General features: G+C 56.7%; 18 protein-coding genes and 1 pseudogene. 12 read left to right on the forward strand and 7 right to left on the reverse strand.

The annotated features are described in order from the left end of the window. Window positions 1–36 precede the first annotated feature (36 nt). The 3 genes from PI990_RS04300 (at window position 37) to PI990_RS04310 (ending at window position 2844) form a co-directional block, all read left to right on the forward strand. Window positions 37–1341: a hypothetical protein gene (locus PI990_RS04300; RefSeq protein ID WP_271659924.1), complete on the forward strand. Its 1305-nt coding sequence runs from the start codon at window positions 37–39 to the stop codon at window positions 1339–1341. 69 nt (window positions 1342–1410) lie between these two features. Further along, complete coding sequence (locus PI990_RS04305) at window positions 1411–1641, forward strand: helix-turn-helix transcriptional regulator (RefSeq protein ID WP_034019465.1); 231 nt, start codon at window positions 1411–1413, stop codon at window positions 1639–1641. A gap of 477 nt (window positions 1642–2118) precedes the next feature. Continuing rightward, window positions 2119–2844 carry an inovirus Gp2 family protein gene (locus tag PI990_RS04310; RefSeq protein WP_271659925.1) on the forward strand — a complete coding sequence of 242 codons (726 nt, stop codon included), beginning with the start codon at window positions 2119–2121 and terminating at the stop codon, window positions 2842–2844. Between the two features lie 3 nt (window positions 2845–2847). On the opposite strand, the gene PI990_RS31500 is transcribed toward PI990_RS04310, so the two are convergent. After that, the gene (locus PI990_RS31500; protein ID WP_232961653.1) at window positions 2848–2919 is read right to left on the reverse strand and encodes a DUF4113 domain-containing protein; all 72 of its coding nucleotides are present in this window, start codon (window positions 2917–2919) and stop codon (window positions 2848–2850) included. 196 nt (window positions 2920–3115) lie between these two features. Here PI990_RS31500 and PI990_RS04320 point away from each other — a divergent pair. Beyond that, a pseudogene (locus tag PI990_RS04320) lies at window positions 3116–3469 on the forward strand (type IIL restriction-modification enzyme MmeI); the annotation flags it as partial. A 131-nt stretch (window positions 3470–3600) separates the two neighbouring features. Here the strand turns inward: PI990_RS04320 and PI990_RS04325 are convergent. Together PI990_RS04325 and PI990_RS04330 are read right to left on the reverse strand one after the other, a co-directional pair. Further along, window positions 3601–4977, reverse strand: coding sequence for a heavy metal sensor histidine kinase (locus PI990_RS04325; RefSeq protein WP_012018612.1), 1377 nt, complete (start codon window positions 4975–4977; stop codon window positions 3601–3603). 2 nt (window positions 4978–4979) lie between these two features. Next, window positions 4980–5657, reverse strand: a complete 678-nt coding sequence (locus PI990_RS04330) for a heavy metal response regulator transcription factor (protein ID WP_004374688.1) — start codon at window positions 5655–5657, stop codon at window positions 4980–4982. A 206-nt stretch (window positions 5658–5863) separates the two neighbouring features. Between PI990_RS04330 and PI990_RS04335 the strand changes: the two genes are divergently transcribed. The 6 genes from PI990_RS04335 to PI990_RS04360 all read left to right on the forward strand — a co-directional run bounded on the left by PI990_RS04335 (window position 5864) and on the right by PI990_RS04360 (window position 10703). Then, window positions 5864–6223 carry a co-regulatory protein PtrA N-terminal domain-containing protein gene (locus PI990_RS04335; RefSeq protein ID WP_003246763.1) on the forward strand — a complete coding sequence of 120 codons (360 nt, stop codon included), beginning with the start codon at window positions 5864–5866 and terminating at the stop codon, window positions 6221–6223. A 166-nt stretch (window positions 6224–6389) separates the two neighbouring features. Beyond that, window positions 6390–6947: a cupredoxin domain-containing protein gene (locus PI990_RS04340; protein WP_003139550.1), complete on the forward strand. Its 558-nt coding sequence runs from the start codon at window positions 6390–6392 to the stop codon at window positions 6945–6947. A 147-nt stretch (window positions 6948–7094) separates the two neighbouring features. Further along, window positions 7095–7628: a cupredoxin domain-containing protein gene (locus PI990_RS04345; RefSeq protein ID WP_003246762.1), complete on the forward strand. Its 534-nt coding sequence runs from the start codon at window positions 7095–7097 to the stop codon at window positions 7626–7628. Window positions 7629–7707: 79 nt separating this feature from the next. Further along, entirely contained in the window at window positions 7708–7956 is a 249-nt protein-coding gene (locus PI990_RS04350; protein WP_003246761.1) for a DUF2933 domain-containing protein, read from the forward strand. 5 nt (window positions 7957–7961) lie between these two features. After that, the gene (locus PI990_RS04355; RefSeq protein WP_172979187.1) at window positions 7962–10325 is read left to right on the forward strand and encodes a heavy metal translocating P-type ATPase; all 2364 of its coding nucleotides are present in this window, start codon (window positions 7962–7964) and stop codon (window positions 10323–10325) included. 177 nt (window positions 10326–10502) lie between these two features. After that, window positions 10503–10703, forward strand: coding sequence for a heavy-metal-associated domain-containing protein (locus tag PI990_RS04360; RefSeq protein WP_003246756.1), 201 nt, complete (start codon window positions 10503–10505; stop codon window positions 10701–10703). Window positions 10704–10722: 19 nt separating this feature from the next. Here PI990_RS04360 and PI990_RS04365 read toward each other — a convergent pair whose 3' ends face one another. From PI990_RS04365 to bufA2, 4 genes are read right to left on the reverse strand one after another with little or no spacing between them, the layout of a single operon-like run. After that, on the reverse strand, window positions 10723–11037 hold the full coding sequence (locus PI990_RS04365; RefSeq protein ID WP_004374672.1) for a hypothetical protein: 315 nt from the start codon (window positions 11035–11037) through the stop codon (window positions 10723–10725). Window positions 11038–11087: 50 nt separating this feature from the next. After that, window positions 11088–11882, reverse strand: a complete 795-nt coding sequence (locus PI990_RS04370; RefSeq protein WP_003246754.1) for an HvfC/BufC N-terminal domain-containing protein — start codon at window positions 11880–11882, stop codon at window positions 11088–11090. Continuing rightward, window positions 11879–12715: an MNIO family bufferin maturase gene (bufB, locus tag PI990_RS04375; RefSeq protein ID WP_004374664.1), complete on the reverse strand. Its 837-nt coding sequence runs from the start codon at window positions 12713–12715 to the stop codon at window positions 11879–11881. The genes PI990_RS04370 and bufB overlap by 4 nt, the downstream gene beginning before the upstream one ends. A 44-nt stretch (window positions 12716–12759) precedes the next feature. Continuing rightward, a complete protein-coding gene (gene bufA2, locus PI990_RS04380) occupies window positions 12760–13020 on the reverse strand; it encodes a BufA2 family periplasmic bufferin-type metallophore (RefSeq protein WP_003460126.1) in 261 nt (86 codons plus the stop codon). A gap of 283 nt (window positions 13021–13303) precedes the next feature. Between bufA2 and PI990_RS04385 the strand changes: the two genes are divergently transcribed. Both PI990_RS04385 and PI990_RS04390 read left to right on the forward strand, forming a co-directional pair. Next, a complete protein-coding gene (locus tag PI990_RS04385; RefSeq protein ID WP_003460125.1) occupies window positions 13304–13510 on the forward strand; it encodes a co-regulatory protein PtrA N-terminal domain-containing protein in 207 nt (68 codons plus the stop codon). A gap of 188 nt (window positions 13511–13698) precedes the next feature. After that, the gene (locus PI990_RS04390) at window positions 13699–15513 is read left to right on the forward strand and encodes a copper resistance system multicopper oxidase (RefSeq protein ID WP_271659926.1); all 1815 of its coding nucleotides are present in this window, start codon (window positions 13699–13701) and stop codon (window positions 15511–15513) included. Window positions 15514–15519 lie beyond the last annotated feature (6 nt).

Genomic DNA, 15519 nt, shown 5'->3' on the forward strand with positions numbered 1-15519 from the left:
CTCAATTTCTATTTTTGGATTAAGATTTTTACGGCCATGATAGCTCTATCAGATATAGAAGCAGATGCAGAGGCACGGTTTTTTTTGCAGGCTTTTGTTTGTCGGAATGACGTCAGTCTGGACGTGCCTTACAAGATCAAGCCTGTAGCGAAGCAACTCTGTCTGACGGAAAGGTTTGTCTGGGATGCTTCGCAAGAGCTGGTCAGGGCTGGGCTTCTGAAGAAGTGCAAGCAGGACGGCAGGGTTGGGCGTCCTGATGTCAGCTACGTAGCCTCAGAAAACTTGCTTAGAGTGCTCGTCAAGGCAGACCCAGAATTCACTCATCGCGAGCTGATGCTTCGTCTTTTTCTTGAACCGGAGATTCACGCAGTTAGGGACGGTGAAACGACGGCATCGACAGGGCATGAGGAAAAGCCACCCCGTACTGCGACACGCAAAGACGGTCGGCCTGCAGCTCCTGGTGCCAAGGGGCGGTTGGGGGCTGCTACCCGGGTTTTATTAGCGGCCCTTCTCAGTGAGGCTGACGAGTGCGGTGTAGTGGCCGGGCTTGGAGGGCCTAGGCTCAGGGCTATGACTGGTCTCGACACCTTATCGATCAAGCATCAATTGAAGCGTCTTTTGAGCTTGGGGTTCGTTAGGAGCTATATGCCGGGGTTGTCGCATGGGGTCTTCGTTGGCTCAAAGGTAACGAGCATCTACTACCTAAACCTGGATCACCCGCAGCTTCGTTTGAGACAGAGGGAACGGGGGGTAGTGGTATACGTAACGCATGGGCCGGGCAGATACGACATACTCGGCGCGGCAATGCCGACGACAGAGGCGCTAAATGCGCTGAAGCCAAAGCAAGGACAAAAGCCTTATGTGCTGGATCTGCTCTATCACAAGCTGGCAAGCCATACGTCGTATCTGCTGACGGCTATTTGGTCAGATCCAGAATGCGACCTGGGTGATGCGAAAGCGGAAATTTCCAAAAGGATTGCTGAAGAGCTGGGCGGTCCGTTGACCGTTAATTCTGATCGGACTGCGTACGCTGGTTGGGGAGGCTTGAGGGAAAGTTTCCAGGCCGAGGCTTGCCGGTGGGCGGAAAGCATCCACAAGGGGTTGCGCCGTATGAAAGTCTGGCCAGGATACAAGCCCCACCTGGTTCGGCTCATTCCAGCTCCGGTGAGAAAGGATGGCCTCAGCATTGTGTCGCTGGTTGTTCATCCCGCACCGAGAGATAACAACATATGCCTTTGGGTATGGGACGTACGCGGTGGGAGGGTTGACTCGTATATCCGTGAGGATGCGCTGGACTCGGCCCTTCGCTATGACGTAAGGCTTTTGACCAGGGCCCCCTAGGCGAGCAACAGGCAGGTCATTTTATACGGCCCTCGCAGATCCTCTGGGACATACAGAGGAGCCCTGCTGATGCGAATTTTCCGCTTACAAGACGTGATCACTGCTACTGGCCTGTCTAGGTCGACCCTGTACAAGTACATCTCGGAAGGCACCTTCCCGAAACCGGTATCGTTGGGCGACCGATGCGTCGGCTGGGTCGATAGCGAGGTGCACGACTGGATCCTGGCCAGGATTGAGGAGCGTGACCAGGCTGAGGGTGCTGCTACGCGCCCGATTGGCCACCTGAGTATGGCCGGCTAGAACCGCTCCTGCGCCATGATCAGCTTCGGCTGGTCATGGCGCTTATGCCGTCGTTCAGTCACTGGCTGTGCGGCCTCGCATGGCAAGTCGTGGCGGTGTCGCTCCCGCCGCCCCGACAGCCTCTTCGATATCTGGCTCAGGCCTCTTCAGCTTGATTTATTTCCGAAATCCGAACTCGGCAAAAATTGCCGCTATGGCGGGACGATTGAGGTGGCTTTGCCCGAGCAGCTCGGCGAAGGAAATTGCGGTGCGGGTATTATGCTTTTACTAGCTATTACCCCCCGAAGGGTTCACGCCTAACCGAGTAGCAACCTTCACTGACCTACACAGGGAGTCGGACACTGATCCACCATCTGAGAGGCCAACACTACAGCGTGTCCAGAGAGACCAACCAACGGATCAGGCGAGCAAGGTAGCGGTTAAAAAGTACACAGTAGACAAAAGGTTATGAAACTCCACCAACGAGAGGTCATAACCATGCTCAACGATACCGACACCATCCAACGCTACCCGCTTCGTCATCCAGCCAATACCAATCTGCATCTTCACTACGACGACACCTTTGAGGGCTTCCGCTTGATGCGTGACAAGGGGCCTTTCATTCGTGAGCACCTGTCCGATCTCAAGCGCACCATAGACCTGGCATTAGCTGAGTATCCGAGGGTCTTAGCCTTCAGAGTTGACCTCCACTTGCCTCAAGGCGTCCTGCTACCTGACTACGCTTATACGAACCAGGTCATCAGCCGATTCTTCGAATCGTTTACGAAGAAGATCCAGTACCACCAGGAACGAGTGGCTGATCGTGGCTATTCGCGTGGCTGCAAAGTACGGTACGTCTGGTCGAGAGAAATAGGTCAGGCAGGCCGGCAGCATTATCACCTGCTGATCCTGTTGAACCGCGATGCCTATTACACCCTGGGGCTGCTGCGCTCAGACAGGGTCAACATGATCAGCCGGATAGAAGAGTCATGGGCCAGTGCACTGCGGTTGTCGAAGCATGAGGTCGACGGGCTGGTACATATCCCCGACAATCCAACGTATCGGATAGATCGGCATCCCCGTATGCGGAAGGTTGCATGGTCAGAACACAAGATTCTTGTTGATGAGCTACCGGATCTGTTCCACCGGGCCAGCTACCTGTGTAAGAAAGCGACCAAGTCCTACGGGGATCGTCAGCGAGGATTCGGTACCAGTCGAGGGTAGTGGCTAGTTCGCCTTTGCGACCATTAACTCAGACCAGCGAGTGGTGTAGGCGGGGGATAGCAGTTTTCTTCGCATAGCCCACTCGACTGGCTTGGCGATGCGTCCTGGCTGCAGCGTTCCACGTCCTCAGCAGTTTTTGATAGCTTCCATGGGGCACAGGATCATTTTCACATGCCAATGCTCGTTCCTTTATCATCCATGCACTTTGCATGGATGGTGGGCCTAAAGGCCCCCTGTGCCGCCTTGGCAGCAGTGATCGGAACAGCCCTATATGAACGCCGTAGAAATCGAACAAGCCATCACCGACCTGGCCAGCCAGCCGTTTGACCGGGTCGAGTTCCCTTATGCCTTCCTGCAGGCTTTCGGTAACAAGGAAACCACCCTCAAGCGCCTGCGTTCGGGTGCAACCAATAAGTCCGATCTGGGCGGCGTACTGCAGACCAGCAATATCCATTTGGCTGTGTGTGAGCCAGGCAAGGTCACCGAAACCCTGGCGGCACTGAAGGCCAGCCCCGCGACGGCCCGTGCCAAGGCTAAATATGTGCTCGCTACCGATGGCGAGACGCTGGAAGCTGAGGAGCTGGAAAGCGGCGAGACGGTCGCCTGCGACTACCCGCAGTTTCCTCTTGTGTCAGCTCACCGCTCGTTACCTATCTGGATGGCGAATGCAATCTGCGCTCAGTCGAGTTGCACCTGCACCCACCCTGTCAAGTTGGGCTAGCGGTTAGCTGTAGCCTACTTACCGCCAGACCGGCATTATCTGGGATGGGGCAATTCGATGTGAAAGCCCGTGAGGCTAGCCGCTGAGGTGCACCAGATGCGGCCTTTGTGAGCCTCAATGATGGATCGGGTGATTGCAAGCCCGAGCCCGGCGTTGCTCGGGCTGCCCTCCCGCCGAGCGGGGTCAACCCGGTAAAAACGGTCGAAGAGCTTCTCTAGATGCTCTGAGCTGATTGTGTCCCCTGGGTTCTCGATACTGAAGGTAGTGGAGTCCTCTGTCTCGCGGATCAGAACCGAAATTGTCTGTCCCGCCGGCGTGTAGCGCAGCGCATTGGACAGCAAGTTGGATAGCGCGCGATCAAGCATCAGCCGATCTCCCAGCACTTGGCCTTTGCCTGTGAGCGATAGCTCAATGCCGCGCTCTTCGGCCAGAAGGTGGTAGTAGTCAAACAGCTTGAAGACTACGTCAGCCAGTTCGATCCTGGCCTGCTCGGGGATGATCAGGCCATTATCAGCCTTGGCCAAGAACAGCATGTCATCAATCATCCGAGACATGCGCTTCAAGTCCTCCAGGTTGGAGTACAGATTCTCCTCATAGGCATTGATATCGCGTTTTTTACTCAGCACGACCTCGGTGTGGGTCATCAGATTGCTGACTGGAGTTCGTAGCTCGTGGGCAATGTCGGCCGAAAAATTGGAGAGCCTAACGAAGGCATCCTCTAGCCGAGCCAACATCGCATTGAAGGAGAGAACCAGTTGCTGAAGTTCCCGCGGCACTGGTTCGAGAGGGATTCGCTCCTGTAACGAGCGAGCGGACATCCCGGAGGCCACATGAGTGACTTGCCGCAGAGGCCTAAGGCCGCTGCGAGCAACCACCCAGCCGAGTGCGGCACTGAACAGGGCGCTGATGACCAATCCAATCCAAAACCATCGTTGCAGCGTGTCGAAAAAGTGTGTGTGATTGGTGACGTCAAGAATCAGCAACGCAGTGAGCGGCTCAGCCTGATCGGCTACCGAGATTTGCTCCGTCATGCCACGGTACATGTGTTGGCCGTTCTGCCACTCCCACATGCTCTGCTCATTTGCACGTCTGAAACGCTCAGGTACTTCGACTGCTCTGGGGTCGGAAAACAGTACAGAACCGTCACTGGCCAGGATAGTGGCGGCCAGATCCTGATGGGCTCCCAGCAAAGCTCGCAACTGCGGTAATTCTTCCGAAAGGCTCGCTTCACCGCGAGCATTGTTGAGGATATGTTTGGCGGATTCGAGTTTCTCCACCAGGGCCTGCCGATCCAGCATCTTGAAGTGGTGCTGGCTGAGCATATTGAAACTCAGCCCTGCTACCGTCAGGACTGCAATTACCGCGGACATGAACATCAGGCTCATGCGTGCGGTCAGCGAAAGGTGCTTCATATTCACTCCGGAGCATCCATCATGTATCCCATGCCGCGGGCGGTATGAATCAGCTTGAGATCGAAATCGTCATCGATTTTTGCGCGTAGCCGGCGTACCGCAACCTCAATGACATTGGTGTCGCTGTCGAAATTCATGTCCCAAACCTGAGAGGCAATCAGCGACTTCGGGAGCACCTCGCCGCGCCGGCGCAGTAGCAGTTCCAGCAGTGAAAACTCCTTCGCGGTCAGGTCAATTCTTTTCCCGCCACGGATCGCACGCCGCTTCATCAGATCGACTTCCAGATCGGCAATTTTCATGGTGGTCTGCGTCGGCGAACCATTACCTCTGCGCAACAGCGTTCTGACCCTGGCCAGAAGCTCTGAGAAAGCAAATGGCTTGATCAGGTAGTCGTCCGCACCCAGCTCCAACCCTTTTACGCGGTCTTCCACACCATCGCGTGCCGTCAAGAACAGTACGGGGACGTCTTTTCCTGCTGCGCGCAACATGCGCAGCACTTCCCAACCGTCCAGCCCAGGCATCATTACATCCAGAATTAGCAGGTCATAGGCTTCGCTAAGTGCATGCTGAAGGGCATCTGTACCGGTCATAACCCGGTCGACATTGAACCCAGCCTCGGTGAGACCTTGCTGGAGGTACGTACCGGTTTTGGGTTCGTCTTCAGCTACCAGTAGTTTCATGTGTGCAGACTCCAAAAGTCGGGTGGCCTGAGTTTGCAGGCAAACCGCGGCCCCAACCAGAAGCTTACGAAAATGTAATTCTGACTTCAGCTCACTGACAGGGTGGCTTGTCTAGGGTGCAAGCATGAGTACTAGGTTGTGCTCTCGGCCCTCGACAGACCAAAAGCAGAGGTGCCGGCCATAGTTTGCACTGATGGAGACTGCCCATGAAATCGCTGAAACCTTTGCTTCTGGTTGGTTCGCTACTGCTGTCTTCCATGGCTTGGGCCGAAGGGGGCAGCGACCGTGTATTCGAGCGCATCCAGCAGATGCGCGACAAAGCAGAAGCCGTGCTGATCCAGGCGGAGAAGGCCCCGGTCGGCGAGCGGCATGTGCACATGAAGGAGCATATGAACATGCTCGAAGACATCATGAGCCAGCTGCACAACGAACATCCCGCGCCAAACATGTCTGCCGAAGAGCATCTGGCCTGGATGGAAAAGCATGACAAGCTGGTAGACGACGTGCTGGCTCAAATGATCCGCGAGCACAAGCTAATGATGGCCGACAAAGAGTGCCATCGATAAGGATTTTCCCATCTTCCAGGCCTTCCGTGATTGCTCCTTTGGCCTAGCGGCGCCTTTATGGCGCCGTGCTTTTTCCCAGCTGACGCAATTGTAGTTTTGGGGTCAGCGGCCTGGCAGCAAGCGGGGAATAGCATGAGATTTCCAGCACCCATCTCGAGGTCTCACCATGAAACGCTTACCCCTTAAACTGCTGATCAGCACTCTGTTCATCAGCACCACCTTTCCGGCATTTGCCGAGGTCGGCGGCAGTAGCAATGGCATTGGGCAGCAGGCCCAGGCGACGCCAGCGACTCGTACCATCTTGGTAAAGATGGACGACATCAACTACAGCCAGAAAACGATCGATGTGAAGCCAGGTGAAACCGTGCGCTTCGTTCTGAAGAACGAGGGCGCGTTGATGCACGAGTTCAACATCGGGCAGGCAGCGTCCCAGCTGGAGCACCAGCGCAAGATGGCGTCCTTGTTCAAGGACGGCACACTGACCCCGACCGGCATGGCCGAGCGCATTGTCTGGCATGAGCGTTATGGCATGGGAGACTCCAACCCTCCAGGCTATCCGGAAGTCATCAAAGCCAAGCATGACGACCCGAACGCGGTTCTCGTCGAGCCCGGCACAACCAAAGAGTTCGTGTGGACCTTCCCTAAGGCGGGCAGTTTGAGCTTCGCCTGTACATTGCCTGGGCATTACCAGGCGGGGATGGTCGGTGAGTTTGCTCTGCGTTAGTCCGGCATCGGTGCTACCCGTTGGCCGCGAGCTGGGTAGCACCGATCTGACGAACCTTACTGCGATGTAGTTTTCACGTCAGCGTACCGCCAGCTGCACCTCATTAGCATCGGGACTCATCCCTCCTCAACACCTCAGAGGCACACCATGAAACTCAGACCCGCTTTCATAATCACCACCCTTGGCTTGCTGCTCAGTGCTGCCAATGCGCTGGCCAGCCCGGGCCACAAGAAAGACAGTATTGGGCAACCGGGAGACGGTCAGGCAGTAGATCGCACCATCGAAGTCCGGATGGGGGACATCTTCTTCGAACCCAAAGCAATGGAGATCAAAGCAGGCGAGACAGTTCGCTTCGTCCTGAAAAATGACGGTGCACTGCTACACGAATTCAATCTTGGCAAAGCGGCATCCCATGCCGCGCACCAGAAAGAGATGGCCGCGATGTTTCAGAACGGCACGCTGTCCCCTACAGGTGCACATGACATGAGCAATATGGGCCATGCCATGGGCGGCATGAAGATGGTCGGTATGGAACACGATGACCCCAACAGTGTTCTTGTCGAACCTGGAGCACGCGAAGAGTTGATCTGGACCTTCTCCGCCGCCACCGAACTGGAGTTCGCCTGCAATATTCCAGGACATTATCAGTCGGGAATGGTCGGTAAGGTGACCGTACGCTGACGTTTATTGATACTCGCCAACTCCGTCCAGTCTGAGACACCTATAGTGATCCGGCCGCCATTGAAACGAGGCTATTGTCATGGACCATACCCATCACACCAGTACCACTGAGCCGCCTTTTTGGAAGAGCAAGATTGGCATTGCGCTGATCATGCTGGCCGTAATCGGCATCTTCTATGTAGCGCGTGAGCATTACGGTCATCTTTCGCAGGCCCTGCCGTACCTCATCCTGCTGCTATGCCCGCTGATGCATCTGTTTGGCCACAATCACGGCGGGCACTCCCACTCCAGCAGCACCGCTGTTTCCAAGGACGAAGAAAGGACATAGATCGCATGCAAAAGACCTCCTGCCATCATGACCAGGATCATTCACATAACTCGCACGCCCACTCCGAGAGCCAGCGCGACCCGGTGTGTGGCATGGAGGTCAAACCTGATGGCCCTTATCGCGGGAGCTTTGAAGGGAAGGCCTATCATTTCTGCAGTGCGAAGTGCCTAGAGAAATTCCAAGCAGATCCTCATCAGTACATGAGCCATCAGTCTCATGGGGAGCATCACCAGCACGCGACTCCAGCACCCACATCGACACCTGTAGGTGCTGAATACACCTGCCCGATGCATCCAGAAATCCGTCAACCGGCTCCCGGAAACTGCCCGATCTGCGGGATGACGCTGGAACCTGTCATCCCGGAGCTGGAAGAGGAGGAAAATCCAGAGCTGAAGGACTTCTCGCTGCGGTTCTGGTGGACCCTACCGTTGACCGTCATCGTGACCGTATTGGCGATGGCCGGCCATTCCTTGCAACTGTTTCATGGCACGACCCAGAACTGGGTCGAGCTGGCTCTGGCGACGCCCGTGACGCTATGGGGTGGCTGGGTATTCTTCACCCGCGGCATTGACTCCATCCGCCACCGCAGCCCCAACATGTGGACCCTGATCGGTTTGGGAACGGCCGCTGCCTACCTCTACAGCGTGGCCGCTACCTTGGTTCCGCAGTGGTTTCCGGCGGCTTTTGCCCAGGACGGACGTATCGGCGTCTATTTTGAAGCAGCCGCGGTGATTATCTCACTCACGCTGTTGGGCCAAATGCTCGAACTCAAGGCCCGCTCGCAGACTTCGGCAGCCATCAAGTCACTGCTGAGGCTGGCACCAAAGACTGCGCGTCGCATCAAGCCCGATGGCCAGGAAGAAGATATTCCGCTGACACATGTCCATCAGGGCGACCACCTACGTGTCCGGCCGGGAGAGAAAGTCCCGGTGGACGGTACGGTTCTAGAGGGGGAGAGCGCCGTCGACGAGTCGATGCTTACCGGAGAACCGTTACCCGTGACCAAGCGGGTAGGGGATGCCCTTATCGGTGCCACCCTGAACACCCACGGCAGCCTGGTGATGGAGGCGCAGAAGGTCGGTGCCGAGACCATGCTGTCGCAGATCGTTCAGATGGTGGCCAGAGCCCAACGTTCCAAGGCCCCCATGCAGCGTATGGCTGATGCGGTGGCAGGGTATTTCGTGGTCGGGGTGATCCTGATCGCGATTCTGACCTTCTTCGGCTGGGGGCTATTAGGGCCGGAATCAGGCTGGGTATTTGGCCTGATCAATGCGGTGGCGGTGCTAATCATTGCGTGTCCCTGCGCTCTGGGTCTGGCAACCCCGATGTCCGTCATGGTTGCGACTGGCAAGGCCGCTAGCAGCGGTGTGTTGTTCCGCGATGCCAGCGCCATCGAAAATCTATGCAAGATCGACACGCTCATCGTCGACAAGACTGGAACCCTGACTGAGGGGCGTCCCGTATTTCATAGTGCGGAAGGGACAGGCGGTTACGACTCCAATGAAGTGCTGCGCCTGGCTGCTAGTCTCGACCAGGGTAGTGAGCACCCGCTGGCTCATGCCATCGTCGATCATGCGCGCGGTCAGGGCATTGCACTGGTCAAACCGGACACTTTCGAATCTGGCTCGGGTATTGGTGTGCGCGGCCAGGTCGATGACCATCAGCTGCAGCTCGGCAACACCGCACTGATGGACGAGGCGGGCGTCGATATTACCCCGCTGCGCAATCGCGCCGAGCAACTGCGTCTGGAAGGCATCAGCATCATCTATTTGGCCGTTGATGGTCGCCTGGCGGGACTCCTGGCCGTTTCCGATCCGATCAAGCCTACTTCTCAACAGGCTGTCTCCAAGCTTCAAAGCGAAGACGTAAAGGTCATCATGGCCACTGGTGATGGCCTCACCACAGCAAGAGCCGTGGCGAAGCAGCTCGGAATCGAGGAAGTGCATGGTGAGGTCAAACCGCAGGATAAGGAGAAACTGGTCGCCGATTTGCAGGGCTATGGCCGTCGTGTCGCCATGGCGGGTGACGGCATCAACGATGCGCCCGCCCTGGCCAGGTCTGACGTAGGTATCGCCATGGGCACCGGTACCGATGTGGCGATGAACAGCGCCCAAGTGACGCTGGTCAAGGGAGATCTGATGGGCATCCTGCGAGCGCGCACCCTGTCAGTGGCAACCGTGAAAAATATGAGGCAGAACCTCGCCTTTGCGTTCCTCTACAACGCGATGGGAATCCCGCTAGCAGCGGGGCTGCTGTACCCGCTGACGGGGCATCTTCTGTCGCCCTTGATTGCTGCGCTGGCGATGAGTGTCAGCTCGGCGTCGGTGGTCTTCAATGCTCTGAGGTTGAAATCAACGGACATCGGATAGGCTTCCATACCACCGACCAGGTGATTATTCAGAAGCGCATCTGACCGGAAAATGCCGTACGGTAGTTTCCGGTCCGACCTATCTGTCGCAACACATACGGGCTTGACCTTGCCATCGTGTCAAGGTCGATGCTGTCCGTGCGGTAACTTGAGCCGCGGACGAAATGAGGTGAAAGACATGTTTAGTCTGAGTGTTGCGGGGATGGGCTGTGGCAGTTGCGTGAGCAAAATCACGAAGGCCATTCAAGCTCTGGATCAGGATGCACGAGTAGAAGTGGATCGAGCGGCCGGCAAGGTCACCGTTGAGAGCACAGAAAGTGCCGAATCGATCCGCGAACTCATCCAGGAGCTTGGCTATTCGGCCCAGGTCAGCGCTTGAGCGCTGACCTGCTATCCCACTAAATCTCCAGTTCTGAGAGCTCTTTTAGCCCTGGGATACTGGTGACCTCGTTGGTCATACCTTCTGAACCATCTCGGCCGCGAAGCCAGTTTGAGTGATCGCCTGGCTCGCGCATTTCCAGCGTGTCATAGGAGTACCGCTTGCGCTTGAACAGGCTTTTCAATGCAGCGAACTCGTGGCTTTTTTCGTCTTCTATGCCGACGACTTCTCCTGCAAGCCGCTCCCAGTGACCAACGCCGTCGGCCAGCATTGCCTGATAGGTCTCCGGGTCAAGCAAGGCTTGCTGTTTGAAATGAATGATGCGGTGAGTCATAGAAGCGCTCGGAGTGGCCAAAGAGAGAGCGCTAGCCTAAAGGTTCCGGGTCATTCGTGTAATAGCTGGCCGCGCTTTAGCAAACCGTCGTTGACCCACAACTTCAACCAGGTCGCGGCTTGCAAGGGAGCTTGCTCGCCATGCGTGGCGCTCAACGACTCGCAGAGTTCAGCGAACGATCCGCCCTCGATGAGAAACTGCAATGCCGAAGCCTCCGCTGGCTCCAGGCTCCGGTACTGGCAGACGAGTTCATGACGCCAAACAAGACAGGCTAGGTTCGTTGGCAGGCGGGTAACATCAGGCAGCAAGCTGCCGGACTTGGCGGCTTTCCACAACTCCAGCGTGTTGTACTGCAGCTGCAACCACCGGGCAGATGCAGTCAGGGAAACCCTGAGTGAAATCCAGTCTTCAGCCGAAAAATCACTCATGGTCTCCAGCGAAAGCGCTTCGACATCCTGAGCGTCGAAGGCCAGTGTAAAGGCCCATTCCAGTTCCGCGAGTTCGCGCATCGGCGATAGTTGGGGTTCTTCGACGTAGCTGCTAATGAACTCGGGCAGCTTCTCGCCCAGCCAGCGAATGCTGAAATGTCGTGGTGGCCAGGCGGCCAAGTACGCCAGTGCGAGCTGCTCGAATGATTCGTTGCCGATCCAGTGAAGCAGGGCAGGGAAGTCTTCTCGCAAGACCGCAAGCAGGCGCGAACGGTAAGCGTTGTGGTAGATCTGCAGGCCTTCGAGAGCACTCAGCGCTGTGCTACCTCGGATCTGCTCCAAAAGCTCGTTGGAGGGCAGGGCACTGTCACCTGTCAGGTAAGTTTCAAATGCAGTCTGTAGGGCGATCAGGCTCAAGGGGTGGCCCCCGATATCACAGATTTGGCGATAGCACGGGCATGTGCTAATTCGGACAACAGCTCTTCCAGCGGCGGAAACTGGTCATCCCGCTCGATCAAGGTCGATGTCGGGCCCAAGTAGCTCAAAGTCTTGCTGTAGAGAGACCAAACCGGATCAGCGATGGGCTGGTCATGGGTGTCGATGAGGTACTGCCCGTAATCGCTGTGCCCGGCCAGGTGAATTTGCCGAATCCGCTCGTGCGGCAATTCCATGATGAACTGCCAAGGGTCGAAACCCTGGTTGCGCGAACTGACGTAGACGTTGTTCACGTCGAGAAGCAGCTCGCACCCGGTCAGGTAACTGAGCTCCGAGAGGAACTGAGACTCGCTCATGCTGGATGTTGTCCACTGCACGTAGGAGGAAACGTTCTCCAGCACGATGGGACGTTCCAAAACATCCTGCACCAAGCGCACCCGGGCCGCGACATGCAGCAGGCTCTCCTGGGTAAACGGCAGCGGTAGCAGATCGTGAAGTTGATGGGCGTTGCCTCGACTCCAGCACAGGTGATCAGACACCCACTGAGGCTGCACCCGATCCGCCAGCTGCTTGAGCTGTCGTAGGTAGTCTATGTCCAAGGCATGTGAGCCGCCAATCGAAAGAGATACTCCGTGCATCACCAGGGGGTAGTGCTCGCCGATCGCATCAAGGAAGTAGAGAGCCTTGCCGCCCTCCACCAGGTAATTCTCGGAAATGATCTCGAACCAGTCGACCGCAGGCCGTTCCTCCAGGATCTGCCGGTAATACTCGTTACGAAGGCCAAGACCGAAACCCAGAGTTTTGCGCTTACTCATTCGAGACTCCAGCAGGGGAGTGGCATGCACTCCCCTGAACCGCCTTATTCGCTGGTTTTGCCACCGGCTTCGTCACATTTGGTCTGGGTCATCAACTTGAACCCTTGGCCTTTGCATTCGCCTTGGCCTTTGCAGTCGTTTTTCGCGGTCATGCAGTCGTTCTGCCCTTTGCAACCATTGATCCCGAAGCACTTCACTTCTGCTGCTTTGGTTTCCTGAGCAGCCTGGACGGGCAGGGTGGAGAACAGGCTGGCGGCCACCAGAGCCAAGGCGGCACCGGTAGCTACGTTGGATTTGTTCGACATAGTGGCTATCTCTCTTGATTGTTTGATGGTCGCGATCCGTCGGTGCGAATGAACGAGTTAGCTCAGGCATTGCTACCGATCAGGCCCATGGAATCCGCAAGGCTGCGCGGGCAGGAAGACAGTACCGAGCCTTCAGGAGGGCCTACAAGAAAGAAATAGCAAACTGACAGAACTGTAATGTTCGGATCAGGTTGCTGACAGGGCGTCGTGGTTAACGTAGCTGCGAGCTTAACGCTCGTCCCCACTAGTTACAGGGGCTTCTAAACTTCTGAGGATTAACGAAATGAAATCGATCAAAACCCTGTTTGTAGTTGCTGCCCTGAGTGTTTCCAGCCTGGCGATGGCCGAAGGCGGTGCTGATCGCACGTTTGCACGCATGGAGCAGGCACGCCAGACGTCTCTGGAGGCCTACCGGGTGGCCCAGCAGCAGAAAGTTGAGGCTCCTGTAGCCAGCAGTCCAACCGAGCAAGCAGAGCACACCAACTGCTGAAGTCATCTACCTTACAGAAATGTAATCACCCGGATGGTTGAGATATGGCAGTTTCATACTGCTTGGTGTCAGGGGGAACTTGCGCAGCACGCAAAGCTTGAAGATCAAATCTCCCGACACTGGAGCAGTCAATGAACCCGAGACCGGGTGCATATCACCGGCTCATCTGACGGATTGGACATAACGGCATGCAAAGCAAAACCACAAGACGTACTTTCGTCAAAGGCCTCGCCGCCGCCGGTATTCTCGGCGGCATGGGCATGTGGCGCACGCCGGTCTGGGCGGTGAACAGCCCCGGCCAGCCCAACGTACTGACTGGTAACGAATTCGACCTATTCATCGGTGAAACCCCGGTGAACATCACCGGCGCAGCGCGCACGGCCATGACCATCAACGGCTCGCTCCCTGGGCCGATTCTTCGTTGGCGCGAAGGCGATACCGTCACATTGCGCGTGCGCAACCGCCTCAAGGAGGACACCTCCATCCATTGGCACGGCATCATCCTGCCGGCGAACATGGATGGTGTTCCTGGCCTGAGCTTCCATGGCATCGCCCCTGACGGCATGTATGAGTACAAGTTCAAGGTCAACCAGAACGGTACCTACTGGTATCACAGTCACTCGGGGCTGCAGGAGCAGGTCGGCGTATACGGCGCGCTGGTCATCGATGCCAAGGAGCCCGAGCCCTTCAGTTACGACCGTGATTACGTCGTGTTGCTGAGCGACTGGACGGATGAAAATCCAACGCGGGTACTGGCCAAGCTCAAGAAACAGTCGGACTACTACAACCAGCACAAACGCACCGTTGGTGACTTCATCGATGACGTAAGCGAGATGGGTTGGTCCGCCGCCTTAGCCGACCGTAAGATGTGGGCCGAAATGAAGATGAGCCCGACTGATCTCGCCGACGTCAGTGGCTACACCTACACCTACCTGATGAACGGCCAGGCACCTGATGGCAACTGGACCGGCATATTCAAACCGGGCGAGAAGATTCGTCTGCGTTTCATCAATGCCTCGGCCATGACGTACTTCGATGTGCGCATCCCAGGCCTGAAGATGACTGTGGTTGCGGCCGATGGTCTGCACGTCAAACCGGTCAGCGTCGACGAGTTCCGTATCGCCGTGGCCGAGACCTACGACGTGATCATCGAACCAGACAGCGAACAGGCCTATACCGTGTTTGCCCAATCCATGGACCGCACTGGCTATGCGCGCGGCACCCTTGCGGTACAGGAAGGGTTGAGTGCACCGGTACCAAGCCCTGACCCGCGCCCACTGATTGCCATGGGTGACATGGGCATGGACCACGGCAGCATGGGCGGCATGGATCATGGGAGCATGGCCGGGATGGATCACGGCAGTATGTCGGGCATGGATCATGGGAGCATGCAGGGTGGCATGGCCGGCATGGATCACAGCCAGATGGCTGGAATGGATCATTCGGGCATGGCAGGCATGGCAGGCATGGCAGGTGCCATGCAGGCACACCCAGCCTCAGAGACCAACAACCCGCTGGTCGATATGCAAACCATGACACCAACGCATAAGTTGGACGACCCAGGTATTGGTTTGCGAGACAACGGCCGACGCGTCCTCACGTACTCTGACCTGCGCAGCACCTTCCCTGATCCGGACGGGCGTGAGCCAAGTCGCACCATCGAGCTGCACCTCACCGGGCATATGGAGAAATTCTCCTGGTCCTTCGATGGAATCAAGTTCTCTGACGCCGAGCCTCTGCGCCTCAAGTACGGCGAGCGTGTTCGCATCACGCTGGTCAACGACACCATGATGACTCACCCGATCCATCTTCATGGCATGTGGAGTGATCTGGAGGATGCGAACGGCAATTTCCTGGTGCGTAAACACACCATCGACATGCCGCCAGGTTCCAAGCGCAGCTATCGGGTGACCGCCGATGCGTTGGGGCGTTGGGCCTATCACTGCCACCTGTTGCTCCACATGGAAACGGGCATGTTCCGTGAAGTCCGTGTGGATGAGTAAAGGAGA

Origin of the sequence: Pseudomonas sp. TUM22785 (assembly GCF_028198105.1) — a bacterium.
Taxonomy (GTDB): domain Bacteria; phylum Pseudomonadota; class Gammaproteobacteria; order Pseudomonadales; family Pseudomonadaceae; genus Metapseudomonas; species Metapseudomonas solani.

What these genes read in the sequence shown, in the direction of transcription:
- PI990_RS04300 (WP_271659924.1), top strand. Translation starts at nt 37, where the DNA reads ATGATAGCTCTATCAGATATAGAAGCAGATGCAGAGGCACGGTTTTTT.
- PI990_RS04305 (WP_034019465.1), top strand. Translation starts at nt 1,411, where the DNA reads ATGCGAATTTTCCGCTTACAAGACGTGATCACTGCTACTGGCCTGTCT.
- PI990_RS04310 (WP_271659925.1), top strand. Translation starts at nt 2,119, where the DNA reads ATGCTCAACGATACCGACACCATCCAACGCTACCCGCTTCGTCATCCA.
- PI990_RS04325 (WP_012018612.1), bottom strand. Translation starts at nt 4,977, where the DNA reads ATGAAGCACCTTTCGCTGACCGCACGCATGAGCCTGATGTTCATGTCC.
- PI990_RS04330 (WP_004374688.1), bottom strand. Translation starts at nt 5,657, where the DNA reads ATGAAACTACTGGTAGCTGAAGACGAACCCAAAACCGGTACGTACCTC.
- PI990_RS04335 (WP_003246763.1), top strand. Translation starts at nt 5,864, where the DNA reads ATGAAATCGCTGAAACCTTTGCTTCTGGTTGGTTCGCTACTGCTGTCT.
- PI990_RS04340 (WP_003139550.1), top strand. Translation starts at nt 6,390, where the DNA reads ATGAAACGCTTACCCCTTAAACTGCTGATCAGCACTCTGTTCATCAGC.
- PI990_RS04345 (WP_003246762.1), top strand. Translation starts at nt 7,095, where the DNA reads ATGAAACTCAGACCCGCTTTCATAATCACCACCCTTGGCTTGCTGCTC.
- PI990_RS04350 (WP_003246761.1), top strand. Translation starts at nt 7,708, where the DNA reads ATGGACCATACCCATCACACCAGTACCACTGAGCCGCCTTTTTGGAAG.
- PI990_RS04355 (WP_172979187.1), top strand. Translation starts at nt 7,962, where the DNA reads ATGCAAAAGACCTCCTGCCATCATGACCAGGATCATTCACATAACTCG.
- PI990_RS04360 (WP_003246756.1), top strand. Translation starts at nt 10,503, where the DNA reads ATGTTTAGTCTGAGTGTTGCGGGGATGGGCTGTGGCAGTTGCGTGAGC.
- PI990_RS04365 (WP_004374672.1), bottom strand. Translation starts at nt 11,037, where the DNA reads ATGACTCACCGCATCATTCATTTCAAACAGCAAGCCTTGCTTGACCCG.
- bufB (WP_004374664.1), bottom strand. Translation starts at nt 12,715, where the DNA reads ATGAGTAAGCGCAAAACTCTGGGTTTCGGTCTTGGCCTTCGTAACGAG.
- bufA2 (WP_003460126.1), bottom strand. Translation starts at nt 13,020, where the DNA reads ATGTCGAACAAATCCAACGTAGCTACCGGTGCCGCCTTGGCTCTGGTG.
- PI990_RS04385 (WP_003460125.1), top strand. Translation starts at nt 13,304, where the DNA reads ATGAAATCGATCAAAACCCTGTTTGTAGTTGCTGCCCTGAGTGTTTCC.
- PI990_RS04390 (WP_271659926.1), top strand. Translation starts at nt 13,699, where the DNA reads ATGCAAAGCAAAACCACAAGACGTACTTTCGTCAAAGGCCTCGCCGCC.